This window comes from Allohoeflea poritis (assembly GCF_027889715.1).
GTDB lineage: Bacteria > Pseudomonadota > Alphaproteobacteria > Rhizobiales > Rhizobiaceae > Hoeflea_A > Hoeflea_A poritis.
In genome coordinates, this window is record NZ_JAPJZH010000025.1 from 14,559 (window position 1) to 34,775 (window position 20,217).

Below are 20,217 nucleotides of genomic sequence, written 5' to 3' on the forward strand. Positions count from 1 at the left end.
CGCCGTGCCCGGGAATTCCCGGGCACAGCAGGTTCAAGCGGTCGCGCGATCACTGTGCGGCCAGCCACTTTGCCTGGGCTTCTGTCAGGAAGCCGGCCCATTCATCAGCCAGGCCCTGCGCATCGCGTTGTCCTAACAAGGCCTCCTGCGCCGATTCAAGCAACACAGTGCTTGTGAAATAGCCCCATTCCTCCAGATGGGTCGGCATTGTCGTGGGCTCGTATTCCGCGCCGTTCAGCTCTTCGAACCAGCCCTTGAACTGCTCGGTCTGGAAATAGGGATCCTGATCAGCGCCCTTGTGGATCGGGATCACGCCCACACGTTTGGCCCAGGTTTTGTTGGCCTCGGGAGATGACAGCGCGGCGATCAGATCGAAAGCCTCTTGCTCATGTTCGGTTGCCTTGAAGATAGACCATCCCGAAAAACCGATGGTCGGGAAGGCTTTGCCCGAGGGGCCAAGCGGCATCGGAATAACCGCGAAATCCTCTGCCGGCATCCGTTCGGCGATGGCGATCAGCGCATCAGGGTCCTGATCCAGAAACGCACAGGTTCCCGAATAGAAACCGGCGACAATTTCATTGAAACCCCAGTTTACCGAATCCTTGGGCGCGTAGCCTTTCTGATAGATATCGAGCATAAACTGGATACCTTCAACAGCCCCCGGTTCGTTGATGCGGCTCTTGCCATCTTCGGTGAAGAACTCGTTGGTGCCGTTCATGGAAGCGGCAAACATAATCCAGCCATTTGTGCCGCCGGGACCGCCGCGCAGGCAGTATCCGTATTTTCCGTCAAGCTCGGAAACCGCGGCCGCCGCTGCCATGAATTCCTCCATGGTTTTAGGCGGGCTTTCGACACCGGCCTCGGCCAGGAGTTTCTTGTTGTAGAACATCGCGCGAAGGTAAAAGCCATAGGGGATCATATACAGATCGCCTGCCTGACTGCCCATTGCCACGGTCTTTTCGGTCAGCGTACCGGCATGTTCCCAACCCGAGACGTGATCGGCGAGGCTGACCAACTGATCTGAACCGGCGTAGAGCGCGGCCCAGGTATCAGGCATCTCCACCACGTCAGGGATATCGCCTCCCGCGACCATAGTCGCGAGCTTTTCGAAAGCGCTTCCCCATGGCAGGGAAACAATCTCGACAGAAACATCCGGGTTGGCAGCTTCGAATTCGTCAACGATACCTTGTAGAGCGACGGTGCGCTCGGGACTCGTGATGACTTCAACAAGCTTGAGGTTCGTTTCAGCAATGGCCGAACTTGTCATGAGCATGGCCGCTGTAGATAGTCCTGCAATAAGTCTTTTCATGTTTCCTTCCCTTTGGTTTGGTGAAGTGCCGACCTTTCAGGTGACACTTTCGTTGAGGGCGGAGATGAAATCCGCCCAGAGGTCTTCGGCGCGCTCCAGCCCAAGGCTAAGGCGCACAAGGTTCGGCGATACGCCGAATTTCTGCATGGAATTTTTCTCGCCCGCCTGGGCAAGGCCTACACGTGCCGGCAGGATGAGGCTTTCAAAGCCGCCCCAGCTTACGCCAAGCCGAAAGTGCCGGAGCGCATCGGAGAAGCGGGGAATATCGACAGTTTCGTCGAACTCGACCGACATCAAACCAGAGCGTCCGGCAAGCCCCGGCACATCATTCGAACCCGGCGAATTGACGCCGCGCACCTGTGGCAACGCGGCAAGCCGGTCGACAAAGAGGTTGGCGGTGGCCTGGTGCTGACGCATCCGGGCCGCAAGTGTCCTCAATCCACGCGTCAGCAAAAACGCCTCAAACGGCGCCAGCTTCGCGCCGAGCAGAGACAATGTGAGATCGCGAATCTGCGCAATGTGCTCTTGCGAGGACACGACGACGCCTGCAACGGTATCGGAATGCCCAGAGATGTATTTCGAGGCGGAATGGAGAACGATATCAATGCCAAGGGTTAAGGGGCGCTGAAAGACCGGCGTTGCCCAGGAATTGTCAGTGATCGTAAGCGTGCCATGGCGACGCGCATGTTCGGCGACCTTGGCCAGGTTCATGGCCTGGAACACTACTGAACTTGGGCTTTCCAGATAGGCAAGCCTTACCCCATCCAGCAAATCCGGGTCATCCTCAAAGGCGGCTGGGGGGTGGTACTCGGTGATCACCCCAAAGGGGCGCAGCATGCGCTCCATAAAGCGGTAGGTGTCAGGATAGACATGTTCGATACAGGCGATGCGGTCACCGGGCTTTGCAAACGCGAGCAGCGTTGAAGATATGGCTGCCATGCCCGAGGCAAAACCGACGGCAGCCCCGCCCTCTTCCGCCTGCGCCATTAAACCCTCAAAGGCGGCAACTGTCGGATTTTGAACGCGCGTATACATCGCCTGGTCACTTCGCGCTGCCATCCGATCTTCGAAAGCCTGATAGCTGTCGAAGGCAAAAAGAGAGGACTGGGCAATCGGCGGCGCAATCGATCCGTAAGGATCATCCAGCACGGCGGCAAGAACTGTTCCGATATCTTGTGCGTCAGACATTGATCGTCACCATCACCTTGCGAACTTCCTCTGTGACCAGATCAAGTATCTCCGCCATCAAACGCCGTGCAGCTTCTGCATTTCCCTGAACGATAGCCTCGGCCATCGGCAGGTGTTTCGGGATCGAAGTCTCCCCAATATGGGGCCTGCCAAAAGGGGCCTCGTACACTTCATTGAAACCTTGTTGAATCTGTTGGATGAGCTGCCCAAAAAGAGGATTTCCACAGGCATGCTGCAACGCACCATGAAAACGACGGTCGGCCTGACGCCAATCTTCGCCCGCCGTATGCGAGGCCATCAACTCGCGGACGCGGGCCATGATGATCCGCCTGTCATGCTCCGTTGCGTTAACGGCAGCAAGGCCTGCAACTTCTATCTCCAACGGCCGCCGTACTGCATGGGTGCGCAGCATGCTTTCCGCCTCAATTTTCAGGGTCAAAGGAAGATGGATCGCATTCGAGACCACCTCCGCCGCTAGTCGGGTTCCGGCCTTTTTATTGCGGATGACGATGCCCATATTTTGCCATGACGTCAGCGCTTCGCGTACCTTGGTGCGGCTGATCCCCAGACCGCGCGCTATTTCAATCTCAGGCGGCAAGCGATCCCCGACAGAGAGACCACGGGCCTCAATCGCTCGCGTCAGTTCTTCAAGCACTTGGCGGCTCGAACTTCCGGCAGGAAGTGCCTCAAAACTGAGAACGGCGGCGTCTTGGTTTCGTTCCTGCAAAGTTCCGTCTGCTCCAAATACGAAGTTCAATGTAAGCAATGCGTATCATTAATGTCTGACAAAAACAATTATTTTGTCAGACATTAATGCGACAGACTTTTTGCGACATGTTTCGGTTCATCCGTGAGCGCATTGGAATGGACCATTTGGCGATGATCGTGGCTTCGCGAACGCAGTCCCCTGCCTGGCCGCTCGGCTCCTACGGCGTGGCTTTCGGTTCGAAAACGTGCAAACGTATCGACGGCAGATCGCAGATGCGGGGAATGAAAATGTCCCCGAGAAGGGATGTGGTGGCAAAGACCAGATCGGTGAACCCGCCAGTGTCAGCGGACTGCTCTTTTATCTTTCGCCCGACCTCGTTCACCGTGGCCGGAATGATCTGAGCCGCGAACGGGACATACTGATCGGAGACACGCGTGTAGGCTTTCAGCCCGGAAGATTGAACAAGCGAAATACACCGCTGTATGGGGCGACGTAGCCCCGGCAAGACAGCAGCACTGCGTTCGGTTACTTCAAATCGATCTGTTAACCGATATTGGCAAGGCCACCCCTGCGCTGAGCACAATCGATCAGTTCAGCCGGGAGTGGCTCGCCTTCAGGGTGACCACAAGGCGATTTCGATAGGTGTAGTCGACGCTCTTGCGCCTCAAATCAGCGTTCGAGGGCCTCAGGCCATCCCATGATTTTCCAATAGCGCTCCAGATGCCGACGCATCGCATCGCGTGCGGCGTCAACATCTCTCGCTTTCAGAGCCGTCAAAATGCGATCATGGTCCAAGAGCGACAACTCAGCATATTGTTCGATTTGCACCAGATTTTCAGCAGCTTCCGCCAGGGGGGAACGCATCACGCTAATCCGGCTCCCGCCGAAAATTGACCGGTGCCTCTTTGGTGCTGCAGTTCGGATGTAAGAACCCAGCATGGACTTGGGCCTGTGATTATTGGTGTTTGATCCCAGGCTTTGATGGTGCGATCTTCTCTTTGCAATGGAAGGAGGCACTATGGGACAGGTACTTCACGGCAGCGCCACGACGACGCACGCCATCCGAGCGGCAATACAGCGATCGAAAGCTTCGATCTCGGCGTTAAGCCTGACCTACGGGATCAACCCGAAGACGGTTCAGAAATGGCGCAAGCGGGCAACGGTCGAAGATCGCAAAACAGGGCCAAGGAACCCACGTTCAACCGTTCTCAGTGAAGATGAGGAGGCCATTATCGTTGCCTTCCGTCGTCATACGCTGCTGCCGCTCGATGACTGTCTCTACGCCCTACAGCCATCGATCCCGCATCTGACACGCTCGTCGCTCCATCGCTGCCTGCAGCGCCACGGCATCAGCCGCCTGCCGGACGTTACCGGCGACAGGCCGGCAAAGAAGCGCTTCAAGCGCTATCCTATCGGTTACTTCCATATCGACATTGCCGAGCTGCGAACCGCCGAGGGCAAGCTCTATCTCTTCATTGCTATTGACCGGACATCCAAGTTCGCATTCGCCAAACTGGTGGAGCGTGCAAACATCAAAGCGGCCGCAGCCTTTCTGGATGAACTCGTCGAAGCCGTCCCCTACCGGATCCACAAAGTGCTGACCGACAACGGCACCCAGCCTGAGTCTTAAATCAAACCGAAAGGGAATCCCAAACGAGTCAATCAAACGCTGATCCGATCTAGGTCGATTTCATGATCTCGCGAACTTTAACGGCGATGGCTTTGCCGAGATCGCAGTTGTTCTCTTCGGTGAAATGGATACCGTCGACACCATCCGTTGAAATGTGGTCGCCGGCATTCAAAAAATGCACCTTCATGAAATCCGCCAGGTCGCCATAGTGCTTTGCCAGTTCGCCGGTTTTTTCATGAGCCCCTCCGAACAAGGACTGGAAATAGGGATGCGGCATCGGCGTCAGGGGCGGTGGCGCAATAATGAGAACTTGCGGTGCGGGATAAATTGTGCCGACCCCACCAGCGGAGGTCAGCACCTGACCAACAAGCTTTGACATGCCGGCCGAGATCTCGAAAGCCGTCCTGTGAAAATAAGCTTTGGTATCATTGGTTCCCAACATGATGATCACGAGATCCAGCGGAAAATGACTGGCCAGGGCGGCCGGCAGATAGGCACTTCCATCGAGACGCGGGTCGATCGGGTCGTTCAAATTTGTCGTACGCGCACTCAGCCCCTCTTCGATGATCTGGAAGCCCTCGCCGAGTTGCTTCGCCAAGATCCCGGTCCAACGCACGTCTTCGGCAAAACGCGTCGTTGGCACGCCCTCCTCGACCGGGATCCAACCCCAGGTCAGTGAATCTCCGAAACACATAATCCGCTTTTTGGTCATAGTTTTCCTCCTGGTCGGCTTCGCCGCCTTGTTGGTCTCATTTTTCTGAACTGCTTAGTCCGTAGAAGATTGCCGCAAGCAGGATGATCAGACCCCTGGCTATCTGCTTGCCGGGATCTGGAACGCCGAAACTCGTCATCACAACGAAAAGAAGGGCGAAACACATCACACCGAAAAACGGCCCCCAAACACCGCCATCACCGCGGCCGAAAATCACGCCGCCCAGGATCGTCGCGGCAACCGCGTCAATGGGCATTTCCAGCCCGAGCCGAATGCTGCCGACCGCCACGGATGCGGATTGAACAAGCGCCGCGACGGAGGCGATAACGCTGGCCAAAATGTGAGAAGCGATGACCGTGCGTTCGACAGGCACGCCGGAAAAATGTGAGGCAGTCGGATTTTCACCGATCGCGGCAATGAACCGGCCGAATACAAAACGCGACAAAAACAGCGACATCAAAACCGTAAGCAAAAGCCAGAACGCCACCGGCGTCGGCACGATCCAGATCTTCGTGTTGTAGATGTCATTGAAGTAACCGGGCATATCCCCGGGAGGCTTGCCGCTCGCCAGAAACTGGATGATGCCCGTCAGGATCACGGTGACAGCGAGTGTCGCAATCACCGCGGAGACGCGACGGCGCCCAACCAGATAGCCATTCACCAGACCGACGGCCAACCCCACGGAAAGGGCCATCGCAATATAGGCGATCGCGGGAACATCACCCATTATACCCGAGGAAATCATGTAGTTGACGACCAACAAAACACCCGCACCCGACAGGTCGATCGAACGCACGCGCATCACCAGAAGCTGGCCGAGGACGAGAATTCCCAGCGGCGCGACCTGTCTGATGAAAATGCCCATGACATTGACATTCATAAGCTGAGGTTTGGTCACCCACAGCGTGATCAACAGGACCGCAAAGACCAGATAGGCCGGCGGCACGCGAATCGCACGCTGGAGGACCGGATTTGCTGCAATGGCTCCCATCTTTACAGCCCCATCTTCTTGCGGGATTGAAGGGACACCACCAGCAGAAGGATTGCCCCCTTTATGGCGCCTTGCAGGAATGCCGACAGATTGGCGAGATTCATGCCGTTCGACAAAAGCACCATCAAGATGGCGCCGAACAGAGTACCGTGCAGACTGCCGATTCCTCCGGAAAGCTGCGTGCCGCCGATCGCAACGGCAGTTACGGAATCCAGTGCGAACGTTTCGCCGACCCCAGGGTCTCCGGAGGAGATCCTGCCGGCAATATAGAAGCCTGCCAGCGCGGCAAACAGGGCGCTGCAAACATAGGCCAGGATGACGTTGCGCTGATCCGAGATACCGAAATTGTGAGCCGCATCTTCCTGACCTGACGAAACGCCCCCGCCGATCGCAAAAAGATGCAGTCCATACCGGGAGCCGTGAATCAGCTTCCATCCAAGCAGAAGGACGATGACGGCCCAGAAAACCGTCAGCGGGATGCCGAAGACCGTTCCCGCAACGCAGGACACGACAATATCGGGAACCGAACCTCCGGCAACCGGACGCAGTATCCTTGCAAACCCTACGACGATGAACTGCACCGAAAGCGTCGCGATGATGGGATGCACATTCAGTTTCACGATCGAATACCCGTTCACCAAGCCAATCAGGGCGGTGATCGCAAACACCGCCGGGACAAGCACAAATGCCGGCGCATCAAGCGCAAGGAGTGCTGTCGTCAGACTGATGATCGCCCCGACAGAAAGGTCCATTCCACCGATGACAATGACAATCATCTGACCGATAGCGACGATGATCAGAGGCATGGCCTGAGACAGGAGATTCGACAGGTTCTGAGGCGACGCGAAGTCATCGGTGTAGACTGTCAGAATGACTGCACCGACGACCGTGATGAGCAATGGGACATACCAAAGTCCCTGACGCGAATTTCGCCCGAAATATGTTTTGAATGATTGCGTCGCCATATTTTCAGAGTTCGTTTTCGGTCTCGTATTGGCGCAGAGCCGCTTCCAGAATCTTGTGCTCGCTTGCGTTTTTGGCCGGCATCTCCGCGACGATGGTCCGGTCGTGGACCACGTTGATGCGATCACACAGGCCGATCAGTTCAACTGTCTCCCTGGAAAGGACGAGGATGGCTTTGCCGGAATCGGCAAGGTTTCTGAGCAGCCGGTAAATCTCCGCCTTTGCGCCGATATCGACGCCGCGGGTCGGCTCCTCAATGATGAGGACATCGATGTCCAAGGCGAGATATCGCCCAAGAAGAACTTTTTGCTGGTTGCCTCCCGACAATGACGCGACCGGTGCCGTGGGACCAGCCACCTTGATGCCAAGGCTTTCCATCGTCTGTTTGACCGTGTCTCGAAGGCGTTGAGCCGGCAATATCGCGCTCCTCGAGCTGTGAATGCCCAGTTCAATGTTTTCGGACACCGACAAACTGAGCAGCAGTCCTTCTTCTTTGCGATCCTCCGGGACAAATCCGACTCCCAGCGCCTTCAAGGATCGAACACCGCTGCTTTCCGCGACCGGCAATGTTACGGTCTGGTTTCGGACTGAAATGGTTCCCCTATAGGGCACGAATTGCCCTATGGCGGAGCGGACAATTTCCCGCTGGCCTTGGCCTTCCAGCCCGGCAAGGGCGACGATCTCTCCAGCTTTGATGGTAAATGACAGTGGTTCACTGTCCTGCGTGAGCTTGAAATCCGTGAATTCAAGAAGCGCCGAGTCCCCTGCTCGCCCCGCTTCCGGAAACAAGGTCTCCAGCTCGCGGCCCACCATCATGGCAATAAGGGATTCCGGCGTGAGCTCGGAAAGCGGTCTGGTGGCAATATGGACACCGTCTTTCATCACTGTGACGGTGTCACAGATCTCAAAGATCTCATCCATACGGTGAGATATGTAGACGATGGCTTTGCCGTCCGCCTTCAGGCGGCGGATCTGTTCATTGAGGATTTCAACATCCGCCGCGTTCAGGGCTGCGGTCGGCTCGTCGAGAATGAAGATTTTGGCATCCGCCTTGATGCCATGGGCAATTTCCACGAACTGGCGCTCGGCAATCGTGAGTTCGGAGACCAGCGTTGACGGCTCGAGGCTGAGCCCGAGGTCGCCCAGTGCCTTTTGGGTCCCCTTATGCATCAAGCGATAGTCGATCGCTCCGATCGCGTTGACGGGCTCGCGGCCGAGAAACATGTTTTCGGCAATGGTCAGATTGGGAAGAAGAGAAAGCTCCTGAAAAACGGTCGATATCCCAAAGTCCAGGGCATGCCTTGGGCTTTCGAAGCTGACCGCTTCCCCGTCCTTGTAGATTTCCCCGCTATCCGGCCTATGCACCCCGGCCAGGATTTTCATGAGCGTCGATTTGCCGGCGCCATTCTCTCCCATCAGCGCATGAACGCTGCCCGATTTCAGTTCGAGCGAAACATCCCTGACTGCAACATTGGCTCCAAAGGCCTTGGTAATGCGCGACATTTCGATAAGGTTCGACATAAAGCCACCGGCCGGATCAAAGAAAAAGTCTCCCCGAAGGCGGTTCGAACGCCTTCGGAAAGGAAGTTGTGGGAGCGTTATTTTTTGCCGTAAAGTTCTTGCAGCTTGTCTTCGGGAAGTTCGGTCGGCCACCACACATTCGCCGTCAGATCGTCGCGGTAGTACTTTTTGGCTTTTTCGATATTCCAGCCGGCCGGCTCGTAAATGTAGTGCTTGTGCAACTCCTTGCCCTCAAGAAGAGCAACCGCCGCGCGGACGCCAGCCGCAGCCTGAGACGGACTGTATTCGGCGACAATCGACGGATAGCCTTCCTTGATCCACTGGCCAAAGAAACCATTGTTTCCCTCACCGGTGATCGGTGGAATGTCCGCGCCGAATTGCTTGAGCACATCGACGCATGCACGCGTCATGTCCGCACCGGATGACCAGATGCCATCCACATTGGGATCGTTGAGATAGAATGTCTCGCACAGCTTCTTTCCCAGGTCATAGACCCAGCTGCCATGATCTTCCTGCGTGATCTCGATGCTCGTTCCTTCGAGCGCTTGCATCAATCCGTTGTACCGGTTGATATCCTCGGGATGGGACGGCAGTCCACGAAGTACCCAGATCTTGCCCTCGCCGTCCAGTTGCTCGACCAGAAAGTCGCCCATCACCTTGCCGAAATTCTCGGCGCCGCCCTGGATGTCGACGGTGAAATTCTGATTTTCCACGCGACCGGTGTGGACGACCACCGGAATTCCAGCATCGATCGCTTTTTGAATGCCTGCGTCAGCCGATGTCGAAGTCACCGGCATTACGATAAGGGCGTCCGGATTTTGAGCAAGAAGGTCTTCTATGTCGGCAACCTGTTTGGCCTGATCAAAATTCGCATCAAGCATGATGAACTTGCCGATACGATCGTCCCCATCGGCGATGCCCTGTGCCTCATGGGCGGTCTGCACCGTCCAGGTATTTGCGTTGACGCCGAAGTGGCTCATGGCGATGACCCAGGGGCCATCCTTCTTGAACTTCCCCGCCTCGACCGTGGCGTTTCCTTCCGGCCTCGGCTCGACTCCGTCCATCAGCCACACATCCGCCGCCAATACCGGCGCGGAAGCCGCCGTCATCGCCAATAACGTGCCGACGACCAGTTTCTTCAAAAGTGATCTCATTGAGCGTTCCTCCATGTTGGGCTCTCTGTTTCCAATCTCATTCGAGACGAACGCAGTGATTGGTTAGCTCACTTCGCCAGCCCGATTTTCTTGGAGATTCCGCACCTGGAGCAGCAGCTTTCATGGCATCCGATGTTGCCGCGAAATACGATGTTTGTCTGCGCCAAGAACTCCTGAAAGTGTCTTCCAGGTACTCCTCCCATGTCGCCAAAAACCACATATCGTGTTAGGGTGTCAATAGTTATTCATGTTGAATGAATAACTAGCCCGGATTGCCTTTTCATAAAAATAGTGCGAATCTGACAGCCCTGCGACCTTATGCGCCGCTCTTACAAGTCGCTGAAATAAAAAGATAAATGAGCTCTGAGAAAGACCGGATGAGATCGATACTGTGTTTTGGCGATTCAAATACCCACGGGCAGATGCCCGGCGGCACGCCGCTCGACCGCTTCGGTCCGGAAGAAAGATGGCCTGGTGTCATGCGCCGCGAGCTGGGCGAAAACTGGTATGTCATCGAGGAGGGCCTGAGCGGACGCACAACGGTTTATGACGATCCGATCGAGGGAGACATCAAGAACGGCCGTCGTTATCTTCGACCCTGCCTGATGAGCCACGCACCGATCGACCTCACTATCATCATGCTAGGAACAAACGATCTCAAACGGCGCTTCCAACAACCGCCGTCGGAAGTGGCGATGGGTATTGGATGCCTCATACATGACATCAAGGAACTGGCTCCCGGCCCCATTGGCAATATCCCCGAGATACTGATCGTGGCGCCCCCGCCGATGCTGGACGATATCAAAGAATGGGAGTCCATATTTTCAGGTGCACAAGAAAAGAGCCACAAGCTGGCTCTGGAGTTCGAGATCATAGCCGATTCACTTGAGGTGCATTTTTTTGACGCCGGTTCGGTTATCAAATCGGATCCGGCCGACGGTTTTCACCTCAGTAGAGAAGCGCATCACACGCTCGGCGTCGTAATGGCGCGGGAGGTATTGGCAATCGGGTGGGATGAGAATGTATAGCCGTCTTTTTCAAGGTATCGGGCATATAAGCCTGACAGGCAGCTGTCATGCCTGATATGCGGTTCGCTCCACCAAACCCGATCAGAATCGCCGATCGGTCTCCCGGCATGAATGCCGTCTCCGTCAGGAGCTATAACGAACGCCTCGTACTATCCCTGCTCCTGCAGAATGAGGGATTGTCCCGCATGGAAATCGGACAGAGGACGGGCTTGTCGGCACAAACCGTATCCGTGCTTGTTCGCTCCATGGAGCAGGAAGGTCTGGTTTCGAAGGGAGAAGCGCAAAAGGGGCGGATCGGGCCGCCGACAATCCCGCTGTCGCTCAATCCGCAAGGCGCGTTCTCTGTCGGCATCAGCCTTGGCCACCATCAAACGGACGTCGTTCTGATCGATTTCGTCGGCACGGTGCGCTTCCACACAACGATCGAAAATCCGCATCCGGATGAGAACACAAATCACTCTGACTTTCTGACCACGGTCCAGGCGGCAGTCGACGCGCTGCCCAAAAGCAACCGGGAGCGAATCGCGGGCATCGGTCTGGCGCTGCCCGAAGATCATCACGAATTGGAATTGGTTCCCAATGGCACCATCGAACGGTACGAGAGCCTTCGAGAAGAGATCGAATCCGCCATAGGCATTGAGGTATATGTCCAAAATGACATCACGGCCGCCGCCGCCGGTGAAAGCATGTTTGGCGCGGCAAAACCTTTGACGGACTATTTGTTCTTTTACCTTGGCGCACGACTTCACAATCGGCTCGTTCTCAATCACCAGATCTTCAACGGCCAGATGCGCCGGAGCTACGACGTCGGCCTTCTCAATCTACAAAATCGATTGGAGGGCACCGATAACCCGACCGCTCCGATTTGGAATCAGGTCGGTTCCTGGCCGGATTTGGGCCATGCGGAAATCGAGTGGCGAAAAGAGTGTGTGGACCAGCTCAATCAGTCCTTGGAAGCGTTATCTCAATTTGTGCCCGTCACCACCGTAGTCCTGTCATCACAAGCCCCGAAAGGCATCTGCAAACAGGTAATAGGCGAACTGATGAACCTGAATCCGAATGTCACTGCACTTGCAGGCGATCTGGAAATTTCCCCAAAGGCAATTGGTGCAGCCAGCCTGCCCTTCAGTTCAAAGTTCACTGTCCAGTGACGATTTTTCGAACCATGATTCTTCAACCCCGCGCTAGACGTTCATGTAGCCACGAGTTTGCTTGAAGGACAGCGGAGAGGGATACAAAAAGCTCGGCCTTCCAGTTAGGACGCACCCAGTGCCAAATTAGTACAAAAGACCAAACAAGCTGACTAACCCAGGTATAGCCACTATCAGCGTGAGGCGCACGATGTCCGCACCAACGAAAGGCAAAATGCCTCGATATACTGATGAGAGCGGCACGTCTGGCGCGGTCGCCCGAAGCACGAAAATGTTCATTCCGACCGGTGGCGTTATGAAACTCAATTCTGTGGCCACAACCACCACAATACCGAACCAGATACCGTCAAACCCCATCGCGGTGACGAGTGGATAAAAGATCGGCACCGTCAACAGGATCATCGACAGGCTTTCTAGCAGACAACCGAGTACCAGGTAGATCAACAAAATTGCGATGATTACCGCGTAGGGGCTCGCACCAATGGCACTGACGAAATTGCGTAAGTCCGTCGTCAGTCCGGAGAGGTTGACGAAGTTCAAGAAGGCCATGGCGCCGAACAGGATAAGGAACATCACCGCCGTCGTCTTGGCTGTGTCAAACAACATCCGCAGAGTATCGTTCATCGCCAATTTACCCCGCAACGCGGTGATGATGAACGCTCCGGCAGCGCCCATTCCAGCGGCTTCCGTTGCAGTGAAAACGTTGAGGTAAATGCCCCCCAGCACGAACAGAAACAGAAGCAAGGTCAGGAACACACCACGCAGGCTGCGGATACGATCGCGTAAAGGCAGTTTATCCTGCGCCTCCAGGGTCTCATCGCTGATGATTAGCGAGAAGCGCACGGCGCCAAGATAAAAGAAAACGCCAAGAAGACCCGGCACCAGCCCCGCGAGAAAGAGTTTGCCAATGTGTTCTTGCGTCATGATCCCGTAAAGGATGAGGATCACGGAAGGCGGGATCAGAATGCCAAGCGTGCCACCCGCAGCGACGGACGCACCAGCAAGCCGATTGGAATATCCGTATTTACGCATTTCGGGCAATGATATCTTGGCGAGTGTTGCTGTCGTTGCCAGGGACGATCCGCAGACAGAGGCAAACCCACCCGCTGCAACAATGGTTGCCATTGCCAACCCGCCGCGTTTGTGGCGCATCCAGGCATGGGCCGACGCATAAAGTTCGGTGGCGATGCCCGACATGATGATCAGGTTCCCCATCAAAATGAAGAGCGGTACCACCGACAGCGTGTAGTTCCGACCAGAATCGAAATAAACGCCACCGATCAGAAAGAGGGCGGGCTCTATACCCAATATGGAAGCGGTGCCGATCAACCCGACCAATCCCATCGCAACCGCAATTGGCACACCTGCAAAGATCAGCAGGAAGAGCAGCCCAAGGCCCAGAAGCCAACTCATTTTTTGGAAACTCCCGAGCTTCGATGGAAAAGAGGGCCTACTATCTGCAGACACAGGATGAGCGAACACAGCATCATCAGATAGGCCGCCGCCGTACAGAACGGCGCAAACGGTATGCGCAGGAACACTGTGATGTCCTGATACGCCTCCAACCGTTTGGCATGTTCGAGCAGTTGCCAGCCGAGGAACCCAAAGAATCCGGCCGATAGAACCCGGGCAACGAATTTCAGCACAGTCCTGGGCCTTTGCGCCAACTGGGACGTCAGCAGGTCAATGGCGATGTGATCGTCGTCCAGGGTAATCGCCGGGAGACCGATGAAGATGATTCCCAGGAGCAGGAATTCGGTCAATTCGGACGCGCCCGAAAGCGGAGCGTTGAAGACATAGCGGCCCACGACGTCAATGACCGTAACCGCCGTAAGCGCGATCAGCAGGAAGGCACTGACAATCGACGTGAGCAGAACCACACGTGCGCGAAGCCGTGCGGCTCTGCCGGTATTGCGGCCCTGAAGGATCATTGAGCCGACAGGGCTTCGATATCGGCCTTCAGGCTGGTCATCGCCGCTTCAAAGTCGATGCCCTTGGCGTCATAGCTTTCACGAACCTTGTCGAACATCGGGGCGGTCGCTGCAGTCAAGGCGGCAATGTCGGCCTCGGATGCATCCATGATGTCGACCTTGCCGTCCATTGCTTCATAGCCGCGCTGATCCGCTGCATCCCAGGCTTGGCCGGCGCGCAGGGCAAAGGCTTCGCCCGACAGTTTCATGATCGCTTTCTGGTCGGCCTCGGACAGCCGCTGAAACGCTGCGCTGTTCATCACCATGAAGAACGAAATGTTATAAAGCCCGCCGGGCGCGCGCAGACCATGTGTCAATTCATCGGTAATCCTGAAGAACGGAATGGACTCGGCCGGAAAATAGGTTCCATCCACAATACCGCCCGACAGGATTTCATAGGACGACGGCGCAGGTGCCTGAACCGGCGTCAGACCAAGGGCCTTGGACATGTCAGAGGTCATCGGACCGGCCACGCGGATTTTGGCGCCGGCAAGCTCGGACAGGGGGCTGGGAGCCTTGTCGCGCAGGTACATCAGGCCTGGACCATGGGTGAACACGCTGAGAACCTGGACGCCCTTGTGTTCGCCAGCGGAGGCAAGGTGCTCCTCGAAAAGACGCCAATAGGCCACCGATGCTGTTGCCGCACTGTCCGCCAGGAAGGGCAGTTGCACGATCTGGTGCAGAGTGAAGCGACCGGGCGTATAGTCATGGGCACCATAGGTGATGTCAGCAGCTCCGGCCATTGCCAGATCCATATGCGCCGGCGGCGGACCAAGAGGCGCGTCCAGCAGTTGAATGGTCACCCGGCCTTCGGTCGCGGCGGCCACGTCCTCGCTCCAGGGCAGAACCATGTCGCGGACGATCGGATGAGACGGCGGCAACCAGCTTGATACGCGCAGAACCGTGTCTTGCGCCAAAGCTGGAAGCGACAGAACCGATGACAGAACGAAAGGCACAATTCTCTTGCTGAGTTTCTTCATGATTTTCTCCTTGTTGAGGGGCGGGTGCATTGTTTTTTTGTTTACGTTGCGGCTGGCGCCGCCGAGGGTTAAACATAGAAAGCTATTTAAATCATTGGACTGCGAAACTTTGTCATGCCCCAAAAACTTTTGCCCGACTTGTTGCCATATCTTGCGCAGAGGTGCAGCTACCTCGTAACCGAAGAATTCCATAAGGGCATGAAACTGCAGAATATTTCCCGCAGCAGATGGCGTATGCTGGTATGGCTTTCGGAACACCAGCCCTATTCCATCAAGGATTTGACAAAACGGCTGATGCTCAAGCAGCCGACCGTCACGCGGCTTGTGGATATGGCGGTCGATGACGGGCTGATCGACAAATCCAACGACGCCAGGGACGGCCGTCAGGCGGTTGTCACGCTGACTCCGGCCGGCGAGGCCCTGGTGGCCGAACTGGAAGGCCGCGCGCGCACCATGAATGATCGCCTGATAGAACGGTTGGGCCGTAAGCGGGCGAGCGAGTTCGCGCGACAATTGAGAGATGTAATCGCCTGTTTCGAAGACGATTACTGATCCCGTTCGGGGTCGTTTCCAGGCAGGGACTGTCACGTCTTGGACCCGGTCACGACGTTCAGAACGCTGTCGGGGTCTTGCGGCAACGTATCGCCGCGCCAAGCCACCATCAGGTCCGGCCGCACAAGCGTAAAATCCGCCTCATACGCATCCCGAACAGCGGGCTCGGGCTGATGATAAACGGTCAAGGGCATCCCGGCATCCTGCGCCGCCCGTTCGATCTTGGATGTGTCCGCCTCCGCGCCGGTCGCAACCACAAGGGTAAAGCCCGTGCCGAAATGGTCCATCAGTGCGCTGCCATCCTGTAGCCAGACATGCGGCGCACGGTGGCCCGGGCGCGCGGTGGGCTGATAGTTGCGCGGGTGATCTGCCGGGGCGGGCGTTCCGTCCGATGCTATGATGGACGACCCCTCATAGCGATAGCCCAGCAACGTGCCCGAGGACACAATCAACTTTTCCTGCTGTTTGATGTTTTCTCTGAGAGCGTCGCGCAGTTCCGCGCCCTCTGCGCCCTTCCCATCAAGTTCATCGCCGTTTTGCATGACTGAATAAAGCCCGTCAAAGCAATGCGCAGCTTCGCTGGTGTTGCGGACACCGATGGGCTGGCGTTCTTCCGAGTAGCTGTCCAGAAGCCCGTTTCCTGCCCATCCTTCCAGCGCGGCCTGCAATTTCCACGCAAGATCGATGGCGTCGGACACACCAGTGTTCATTCCGAACCCACCGGTTGGCGTGAACAGATGCGCGGCATCTCCGACAAGGAAGATATTGGGTGATGGCCGATACTCTTCCGCCGTTAGCGCATGGGCCGTCCACGGCTGGGTTGAGATGACGTCGACCGGCATATCATCGCGGCCGGCAAGGGCGCGAATAACAGACGCGGGATCAACATCTTCCCAGTGTTGTCCACTTTTTAGGATCAGATGGTAGGTGAAGGTCTCTACCCCGTCCCAGTTCAGCAGGAACCCGCGATATTCCTTGTGCAGCGGGAAATAGATGTTGGCGTTGCCGAACCGGTTCTTCTCGATCAGGTCGGGGGCCCGGAAATAGATCGAAATGAACCGGGACAGGGCCGCGCGGCCATGAAGCGGCACCTGGAAATGTTCGCGCACCGGCGATCTGCCCCCATCACAGGCGGCCAGGTATCGGCAGGTGATGTCCCGGTCCTGTCTCGTGGCCAGATCGCGCAGGGTGCAGCGCACATGGTCGCCCATGTCCCGAAACGACACCAGTTCGGTCTGAAAGTGAACCGACAAACTGTCACGGGATTTCACATAGCCCAGAATGATCTCTTCGACATTGTTTTGTCCGGTGATCGTTTTCAGATAGGGAGACCAGCTGTGCTCGCCCGCCGCATAACCCCCACGCGCCGATTCTCGGATGTTGGTCGGGGACGGCAAGTCGACCTCGTGCACCTTTTGCCCGAACAGGGATGACACCCAAAGATAGCGCGATGGCAAGTCGGGCGGCAGACCCGTCGAGGCAATTGCCTCGTCCAACCCCCAACGGCGGTAGTATTCCATCGTCCGGTTGGCGACCGCGTTGGCTCTCGGATGGGGGTTCAGGCCAGCGGCCCGTTCGATCAACATCGCATCCAGACCGCGATAACCCAGTTCAGCCGCCAGCGACAGCCCAACTGATCCCGCCCCGACAACCAATACCGGAATGTCTGCGTCTTGCTGGCTCATATTTGGTTTTCCCGGATCAGCTCGGGGTTTGACGCGACGCTTCGAAACCGCCGAATTTGCACCTGTTCGAACAGGCCGGCCCTGTTGTAGGGCTCGTTTTCGACAAAGGCGCGCGTGGCTTGGACGTCGGGCATATCAATGATGATCTGGCTGCCGATCATGGTTTCGCCATCCGCTGCAAGCAGCGGACCTCCCAGCACAATCTGCGGAAGGAACCGCGCAACATATTCGCGGTGCCGCGCCGCCGTTTCGGCGCGCAGCGCGGCACCGTCCGGGCGGTCCATCAGGGTCACGGAAAACAGCATCACACCTCCTTCCAGCAGGCAGTATCGCGGTAAATGGACAGAAAACGCCCAAGGATGGTGTTGAAGGCGTCGGGAGTTTCGATATTGGACAGGTGCCCGGCTTTCGGGATCACGTTCAACCGCCCGTCCGGCAAATGTGCCAACGCCCCTTCCCCAATGCCGGGCGGCGTCAGCCGGTCGTCTTCGCCATAAATCATCTGCACGGGCACCTTCAGCGCCGCCAGATTGGCGCCACGGTTGTAGCGCAGCGTCGCGGCGAGGGTCTTAAGGTAGCTGCCGACATGCAGCGCCTCGATGCTGTCCACCAGCCTTTGGCGCACCGCATCAGACGCAGACGGTGACAGCAAGGACGCCACCAGGTCCGGTGCAAGATCGGAAAGCGTTTTACCTTCCAGCAGCGGTTTTTGCCGCAGTGCGATGAACTCTTCCCGCTTTTCTTCGGTGAGGGATTCGTCAAACCCATAGAAGAAATCACACAAGGTCAGCGTGGCAATACGATCCAGACGATCCGGAGCGAAATCCAGCAGGATACGCGCGCCCATCGACAGCCCGACCAGATGCGCTTTTTCGACCTGTAGATCATCCAGCAACCGCAACAGATCATCAGAGAAGTCGCCAAAGGCCAGGTCCCCGGCATAATCATCCGACCTTCCATAACCCCGCGCGTCCCAGGCGATGGCGGTAAATCTGTCTGCAAAAGCAACCAATTGATCGCGCCATTGAAACCGGTTGCCGCCAATTCCGTGTAGAAAGATCAGGGGCGGACCGTCCCCAATCCTATCGAATGACAGCTTTGGGGCACCGGATACGAAATGATGCATGAGACCCGCCATTTACTGAAACTCGGGCAAGAGTCGGCCGGCATCCACCACCTGCACCGCATCGATCCAGACCGAACAATCGCGCATCGGAAAATCGAAATGGCAGAGTGTGTAGCGGTCGGCGAATTCGTTGGCGCCGGTCGAGATCAGGAAATTCCCCTCAACGGCCCGCAGTTCCGTTCCGTTGATTTCGTTCTTGTCATAAAGATGCAGGCTGTCCCACCGTGCACCGGGATTGAGCCCCCACCCGACATGGGAGATCGTGTAGGCTTCGGGATCGTTCCACGCCGCAAAATAGGACTGCAAGGAAACCGCATCCAGCCCCTCCCCGGCAATATCCGTCACGCGGTCATCTTCGATGGTCAGCGTGACAGGACTTTCGAAATACCGTTTGAATGTCAGGTTCACATCCCCAGTGTTCAGAACCACCAAACCATTGACCGTCTTTCGCAACGGAAAGCACAGGGCTAGCCCGGCGGGCCAATAGGCAATCGGCTGGCCATCCGTCAGGAACCCAGCGCCGCCGCGGACCGGGGCGCCCGTGATGTCCACGGTCAAATCCGTTCCGGCCTCTGAGGTCACGCGCATGGTTTTTGCGGCATCCAGCCGCTTCAGCGAATGATCCACCCTCGCGACCAGATCGGGGTTGGGCATACAGCGTTCCAGCACCTCGGGATGCTCGTTGGAAATCATGTAGACTCGCCCGCCCGCCGACAGCAACTCTTGTCGCGCGGGGCTGTGCAGGATGCCCTCCACCGTCAGATCCACAATCAGCCCAGTCGGCCCGATTGCCCGCATCAGATCGCCATAGCTGTCAGCGGCATCCGAAGCCCCGGTCGAGCGGATCGGCTGTGCTGCGCTGCATCGCGCCGAAGGGAGTTTCAGGGTCACAACGCGCGCGCCGATCCGCCCCAACCCAAGCTCGGCCAACTGGACCAGAGTCGGATTGGACCGGGATTCCGACAATACATAAACAAGTTCCCCCCCTTGAACGCCGGACATACGGAAACTGTCAGCGAAACAGGCTATCCAGATTTCGTCGACGGGACATTGAAGGGGCATAGGTTAATTCTCTTTGCATCGAAATAAATATAGATTACTATCTAATTAGATGTTTTTCAAGAAATCAACCCTCTCAGGTCTGATCTGCTTCAGCAATTAGAGGCGAAGCGTCGGGGAAATGTCGCGATCATAAATTAAGCGCCGCATAACCTTGGTGCTCTCGGCCATGCGGGCATCCCTGAACCAGTCTTCGCAAACCGACCAAAGCTTCTCGCCTCCCGCAGTTTCTGCTTCTCCCTTTGCCGTCGCGGCCGTATTAACCGATAACCGATGTCTCGCGGCGCCAATTGATCCGGTGGTTGTAACGAACGCTCACAGTGCCCGCAGATGATACGTAGGCATACATCCGGACCAGTCAGACACATCGTACGGTTTTGCTTTTCCTTTCAGATGCTTAAGCTCTGAATCGGTGAGCACACGGCCTCCTTCGGCACAAAAGTACCGTCAGCCCTTTTCGGGACCGCGTTCACGATATTCTCGCAGTGA

General features: G+C 56.6%; 19 protein-coding genes and 2 pseudogenes. 4 read left to right on the forward strand and 17 right to left on the reverse strand.

Going from position 1 to position 20,217, the window contains the following annotated elements; genetic code table 11:
- Positions 1–49: 49 nt before the first annotated feature.
- The 5 genes and pseudogenes from OOZ53_RS24570 to OOZ53_RS24590 all read right to left on the reverse strand — a co-directional run bounded on the left by OOZ53_RS24570 (position 50) and on the right by OOZ53_RS24590 (position 4,145).
- Positions 50–1,309, reverse strand: coding sequence for an ABC transporter substrate-binding protein (locus OOZ53_RS24570; RefSeq protein WP_271092427.1), 1,260 nt, complete (start codon positions 1,307–1,309; stop codon positions 50–52).
- 36 nt (positions 1,310–1,345) lie between these two features.
- A complete protein-coding gene (locus tag OOZ53_RS24575) occupies positions 1,346–2,497 on the reverse strand; it encodes a PLP-dependent transferase (RefSeq protein ID WP_271092429.1) in 1,152 nt (383 codons plus the stop codon).
- Positions 2,490–3,224, reverse strand: coding sequence for a FadR/GntR family transcriptional regulator (locus tag OOZ53_RS24580; RefSeq protein WP_271092430.1), 735 nt, complete (start codon positions 3,222–3,224; stop codon positions 2,490–2,492). Before OOZ53_RS24580 ends, OOZ53_RS24575 begins: the two co-directional genes overlap by 8 nt.
- A gap of 124 nt (positions 3,225–3,348) precedes the next feature.
- Positions 3,349–3,657, reverse strand: a pseudogene (locus tag OOZ53_RS24585) (Tn3 family transposase); the annotation flags it as partial.
- Positions 3,658–3,875: 218 nt separating this feature from the next.
- Positions 3,876–4,145 carry an FCD domain-containing protein gene (locus OOZ53_RS24590; RefSeq protein ID WP_333780612.1) on the reverse strand — a complete coding sequence of 90 codons (270 nt, stop codon included), beginning with the start codon at positions 4,143–4,145 and terminating at the stop codon, positions 3,876–3,878.
- 79 nt (positions 4,146–4,224) lie between these two features.
- Here OOZ53_RS24590 and OOZ53_RS24595 point away from each other — a divergent pair.
- Positions 4,225–4,824: pseudogene (locus OOZ53_RS24595) on the forward strand (transposase family protein); the annotation flags it as partial.
- A gap of 61 nt (positions 4,825–4,885) precedes the next feature.
- On the opposite strand, the gene OOZ53_RS24600 reads toward OOZ53_RS24595, so the two are convergent.
- From OOZ53_RS24600 to OOZ53_RS24620, 5 genes are all read right to left on the reverse strand, one after another.
- Positions 4,886–5,548, reverse strand: coding sequence for an SGNH/GDSL hydrolase family protein (locus OOZ53_RS24600; RefSeq protein WP_271092433.1), 663 nt, complete (start codon positions 5,546–5,548; stop codon positions 4,886–4,888).
- 37 nt (positions 5,549–5,585) lie between these two features.
- Entirely contained in the window at positions 5,586–6,539 is a 954-nt protein-coding gene (locus OOZ53_RS24605; protein ID WP_271092434.1) for an ABC transporter permease, read from the reverse strand.
- A 2-nt stretch (positions 6,540–6,541) separates the two neighbouring features.
- On the reverse strand, positions 6,542–7,438 hold the full coding sequence (locus OOZ53_RS24610; protein WP_271092435.1) for an ABC transporter permease: 897 nt from the start codon (positions 7,436–7,438) through the stop codon (positions 6,542–6,544).
- 70 nt (positions 7,439–7,508) lie between these two features.
- Positions 7,509–9,023 (reverse strand): sugar ABC transporter ATP-binding protein, encoded by a 1,515-nt coding sequence (locus OOZ53_RS24615; RefSeq protein ID WP_271092475.1) that lies wholly within the window; start codon positions 9,021–9,023, stop codon positions 7,509–7,511.
- A 77-nt stretch (positions 9,024–9,100) separates the two neighbouring features.
- Positions 9,101–10,177 (reverse strand): substrate-binding domain-containing protein, encoded by a 1,077-nt coding sequence (locus OOZ53_RS24620; protein ID WP_271092436.1) that lies wholly within the window; start codon positions 10,175–10,177, stop codon positions 9,101–9,103.
- A gap of 377 nt (positions 10,178–10,554) precedes the next feature.
- On the opposite strand from OOZ53_RS24620, the gene OOZ53_RS24625 reads away from it, so the two are divergent.
- Together OOZ53_RS24625 and OOZ53_RS24630 are read left to right on the forward strand one after the other, a co-directional pair.
- Positions 10,555–11,205 (forward strand): SGNH/GDSL hydrolase family protein, encoded by a 651-nt coding sequence (locus OOZ53_RS24625; RefSeq protein WP_271092437.1) that lies wholly within the window; start codon positions 10,555–10,557, stop codon positions 11,203–11,205.
- A 107-nt stretch (positions 11,206–11,312) separates the two neighbouring features.
- Positions 11,313–12,356, forward strand: a complete 1,044-nt coding sequence (locus tag OOZ53_RS24630; protein WP_271092476.1) for an ROK family transcriptional regulator — start codon at positions 11,313–11,315, stop codon at positions 12,354–12,356.
- Between the two features lie 126 nt (positions 12,357–12,482).
- Here OOZ53_RS24630 and OOZ53_RS24635 read toward each other — a convergent pair whose 3' ends face one another.
- Genes OOZ53_RS24635 through OOZ53_RS24645 form a run of 3 tightly spaced genes read right to left on the reverse strand, consistent with a single transcriptional unit; the run spans position 12,483 to position 15,498 of the window.
- Positions 12,483–13,769, reverse strand: a complete 1,287-nt coding sequence (locus OOZ53_RS24635; protein WP_271092438.1) for a TRAP transporter large permease — start codon at positions 13,767–13,769, stop codon at positions 12,483–12,485.
- On the reverse strand, positions 13,766–14,287 hold the full coding sequence (locus OOZ53_RS24640; protein ID WP_271092439.1) for a TRAP transporter small permease: 522 nt from the start codon (positions 14,285–14,287) through the stop codon (positions 13,766–13,768). Before OOZ53_RS24640 ends, OOZ53_RS24635 begins: the two co-directional genes overlap by 4 nt.
- Complete coding sequence (locus tag OOZ53_RS24645) at positions 14,284–15,498, reverse strand: TRAP transporter substrate-binding protein (protein WP_271092440.1); 1,215 nt, start codon at positions 15,496–15,498, stop codon at positions 14,284–14,286. Before OOZ53_RS24645 ends, OOZ53_RS24640 begins: the two co-directional genes overlap by 4 nt.
- Before the next feature lie 6 nt (positions 15,499–15,504).
- Between OOZ53_RS24645 and OOZ53_RS24650 the strand changes: the two genes are divergently transcribed.
- Positions 15,505–15,858 (forward strand): MarR family winged helix-turn-helix transcriptional regulator, encoded by a 354-nt coding sequence (locus tag OOZ53_RS24650; RefSeq protein WP_271092441.1) that lies wholly within the window; start codon positions 15,505–15,507, stop codon positions 15,856–15,858.
- Positions 15,859–15,890: 32 nt separating this feature from the next.
- Here the strand turns inward: OOZ53_RS24650 and OOZ53_RS24655 are convergent, their stop codons facing one another.
- From OOZ53_RS24655 to OOZ53_RS24670, 4 genes are read right to left on the reverse strand one after another with little or no spacing between them, the layout of a single operon-like run.
- Positions 15,891–17,543, reverse strand: coding sequence for an FAD-dependent monooxygenase (locus tag OOZ53_RS24655; RefSeq protein WP_271092442.1), 1,653 nt, complete (start codon positions 17,541–17,543; stop codon positions 15,891–15,893).
- Positions 17,540–17,848 carry a YciI family protein gene (locus tag OOZ53_RS24660; RefSeq protein ID WP_271092443.1) on the reverse strand — a complete coding sequence of 103 codons (309 nt, stop codon included), beginning with the start codon at positions 17,846–17,848 and terminating at the stop codon, positions 17,540–17,542. Before OOZ53_RS24660 ends, OOZ53_RS24655 begins: the two co-directional genes overlap by 4 nt.
- The gene (locus tag OOZ53_RS24665; RefSeq protein WP_271092444.1) at positions 17,848–18,669 is read right to left on the reverse strand and encodes an alpha/beta fold hydrolase; all 822 of its coding nucleotides are present in this window, start codon (positions 18,667–18,669) and stop codon (positions 17,848–17,850) included. Before OOZ53_RS24665 ends, OOZ53_RS24660 begins: the two co-directional genes overlap by 1 nt.
- 12 nt (positions 18,670–18,681) lie before the next feature.
- Positions 18,682–19,731, reverse strand: a complete 1,050-nt coding sequence (locus OOZ53_RS24670) for a 2,5-dihydroxypyridine 5,6-dioxygenase NicX family protein (protein WP_484477145.1) — start codon at positions 19,729–19,731, stop codon at positions 18,682–18,684.
- Between the last annotated feature and the right edge of the window lie 486 nt (positions 19,732–20,217).

Coding starts and splice junctions, on each gene's coding strand:
- OOZ53_RS24625 (WP_271092437.1), top strand. CDS start 10,555: ATGAGATCGATACTGTGTTTTGGCGATTCAAATACCCACGGGCAGATG.
- OOZ53_RS24570 (WP_271092427.1), bottom strand. CDS start 1,309: ATGAAAAGACTTATTGCAGGACTATCTACAGCGGCCATGCTCATGACA.
- OOZ53_RS24630 (WP_271092476.1), top strand. CDS start 11,313: ATGAATGCCGTCTCCGTCAGGAGCTATAACGAACGCCTCGTACTATCC.
- OOZ53_RS24655 (WP_271092442.1), bottom strand. CDS start 17,543: ATGAGCCAGCAAGACGCAGACATTCCGGTATTGGTTGTCGGGGCGGGA.
- OOZ53_RS24605 (WP_271092434.1), bottom strand. CDS start 6,539: ATGGGAGCCATTGCAGCAAATCCGGTCCTCCAGCGTGCGATTCGCGTG.
- OOZ53_RS24590 (WP_333780612.1), bottom strand. CDS start 4,145: ATGCTGGGTTCTTACATCCGAACTGCAGCACCAAAGAGGCACCGGTCA.
- OOZ53_RS24615 (WP_271092475.1), bottom strand. CDS start 9,023: ATGTCGAACCTTATCGAAATGTCGCGCATTACCAAGGCCTTTGGAGCC.
- OOZ53_RS24645 (WP_271092440.1), bottom strand. CDS start 15,498: ATGGAATTCTTCGGTTACGAGGTAGCTGCACCTCTGCGCAAGATATGG.
- OOZ53_RS24575 (WP_271092429.1), bottom strand. CDS start 2,497: ATGTCTGACGCACAAGATATCGGAACAGTTCTTGCCGCCGTGCTGGAT.
- OOZ53_RS24670 (WP_484477145.1), bottom strand. CDS start 19,731: ATGCCCCTTCAATGTCCCGTCGACGAAATCTGGATAGCCTGTTTCGCT.
- OOZ53_RS24640 (WP_271092439.1), bottom strand. CDS start 14,287: ATGATCCTTCAGGGCCGCAATACCGGCAGAGCCGCACGGCTTCGCGCA.
- OOZ53_RS24600 (WP_271092433.1), bottom strand. CDS start 5,548: ATGACCAAAAAGCGGATTATGTGTTTCGGAGATTCACTGACCTGGGGT.
- OOZ53_RS24620 (WP_271092436.1), bottom strand. CDS start 10,177: ATGAGATCACTTTTGAAGAAACTGGTCGTCGGCACGTTATTGGCGATG.
- OOZ53_RS24660 (WP_271092443.1), bottom strand. CDS start 17,848: ATGCTGTTTTCCGTGACCCTGATGGACCGCCCGGACGGTGCCGCGCTG.
- OOZ53_RS24650 (WP_271092441.1), top strand. CDS start 15,505: ATGAAACTGCAGAATATTTCCCGCAGCAGATGGCGTATGCTGGTATGG.
- OOZ53_RS24635 (WP_271092438.1), bottom strand. CDS start 13,769: ATGAGTTGGCTTCTGGGCCTTGGGCTGCTCTTCCTGCTGATCTTTGCA.
- OOZ53_RS24665 (WP_271092444.1), bottom strand. CDS start 18,669: ATGCATCATTTCGTATCCGGTGCCCCAAAGCTGTCATTCGATAGGATT.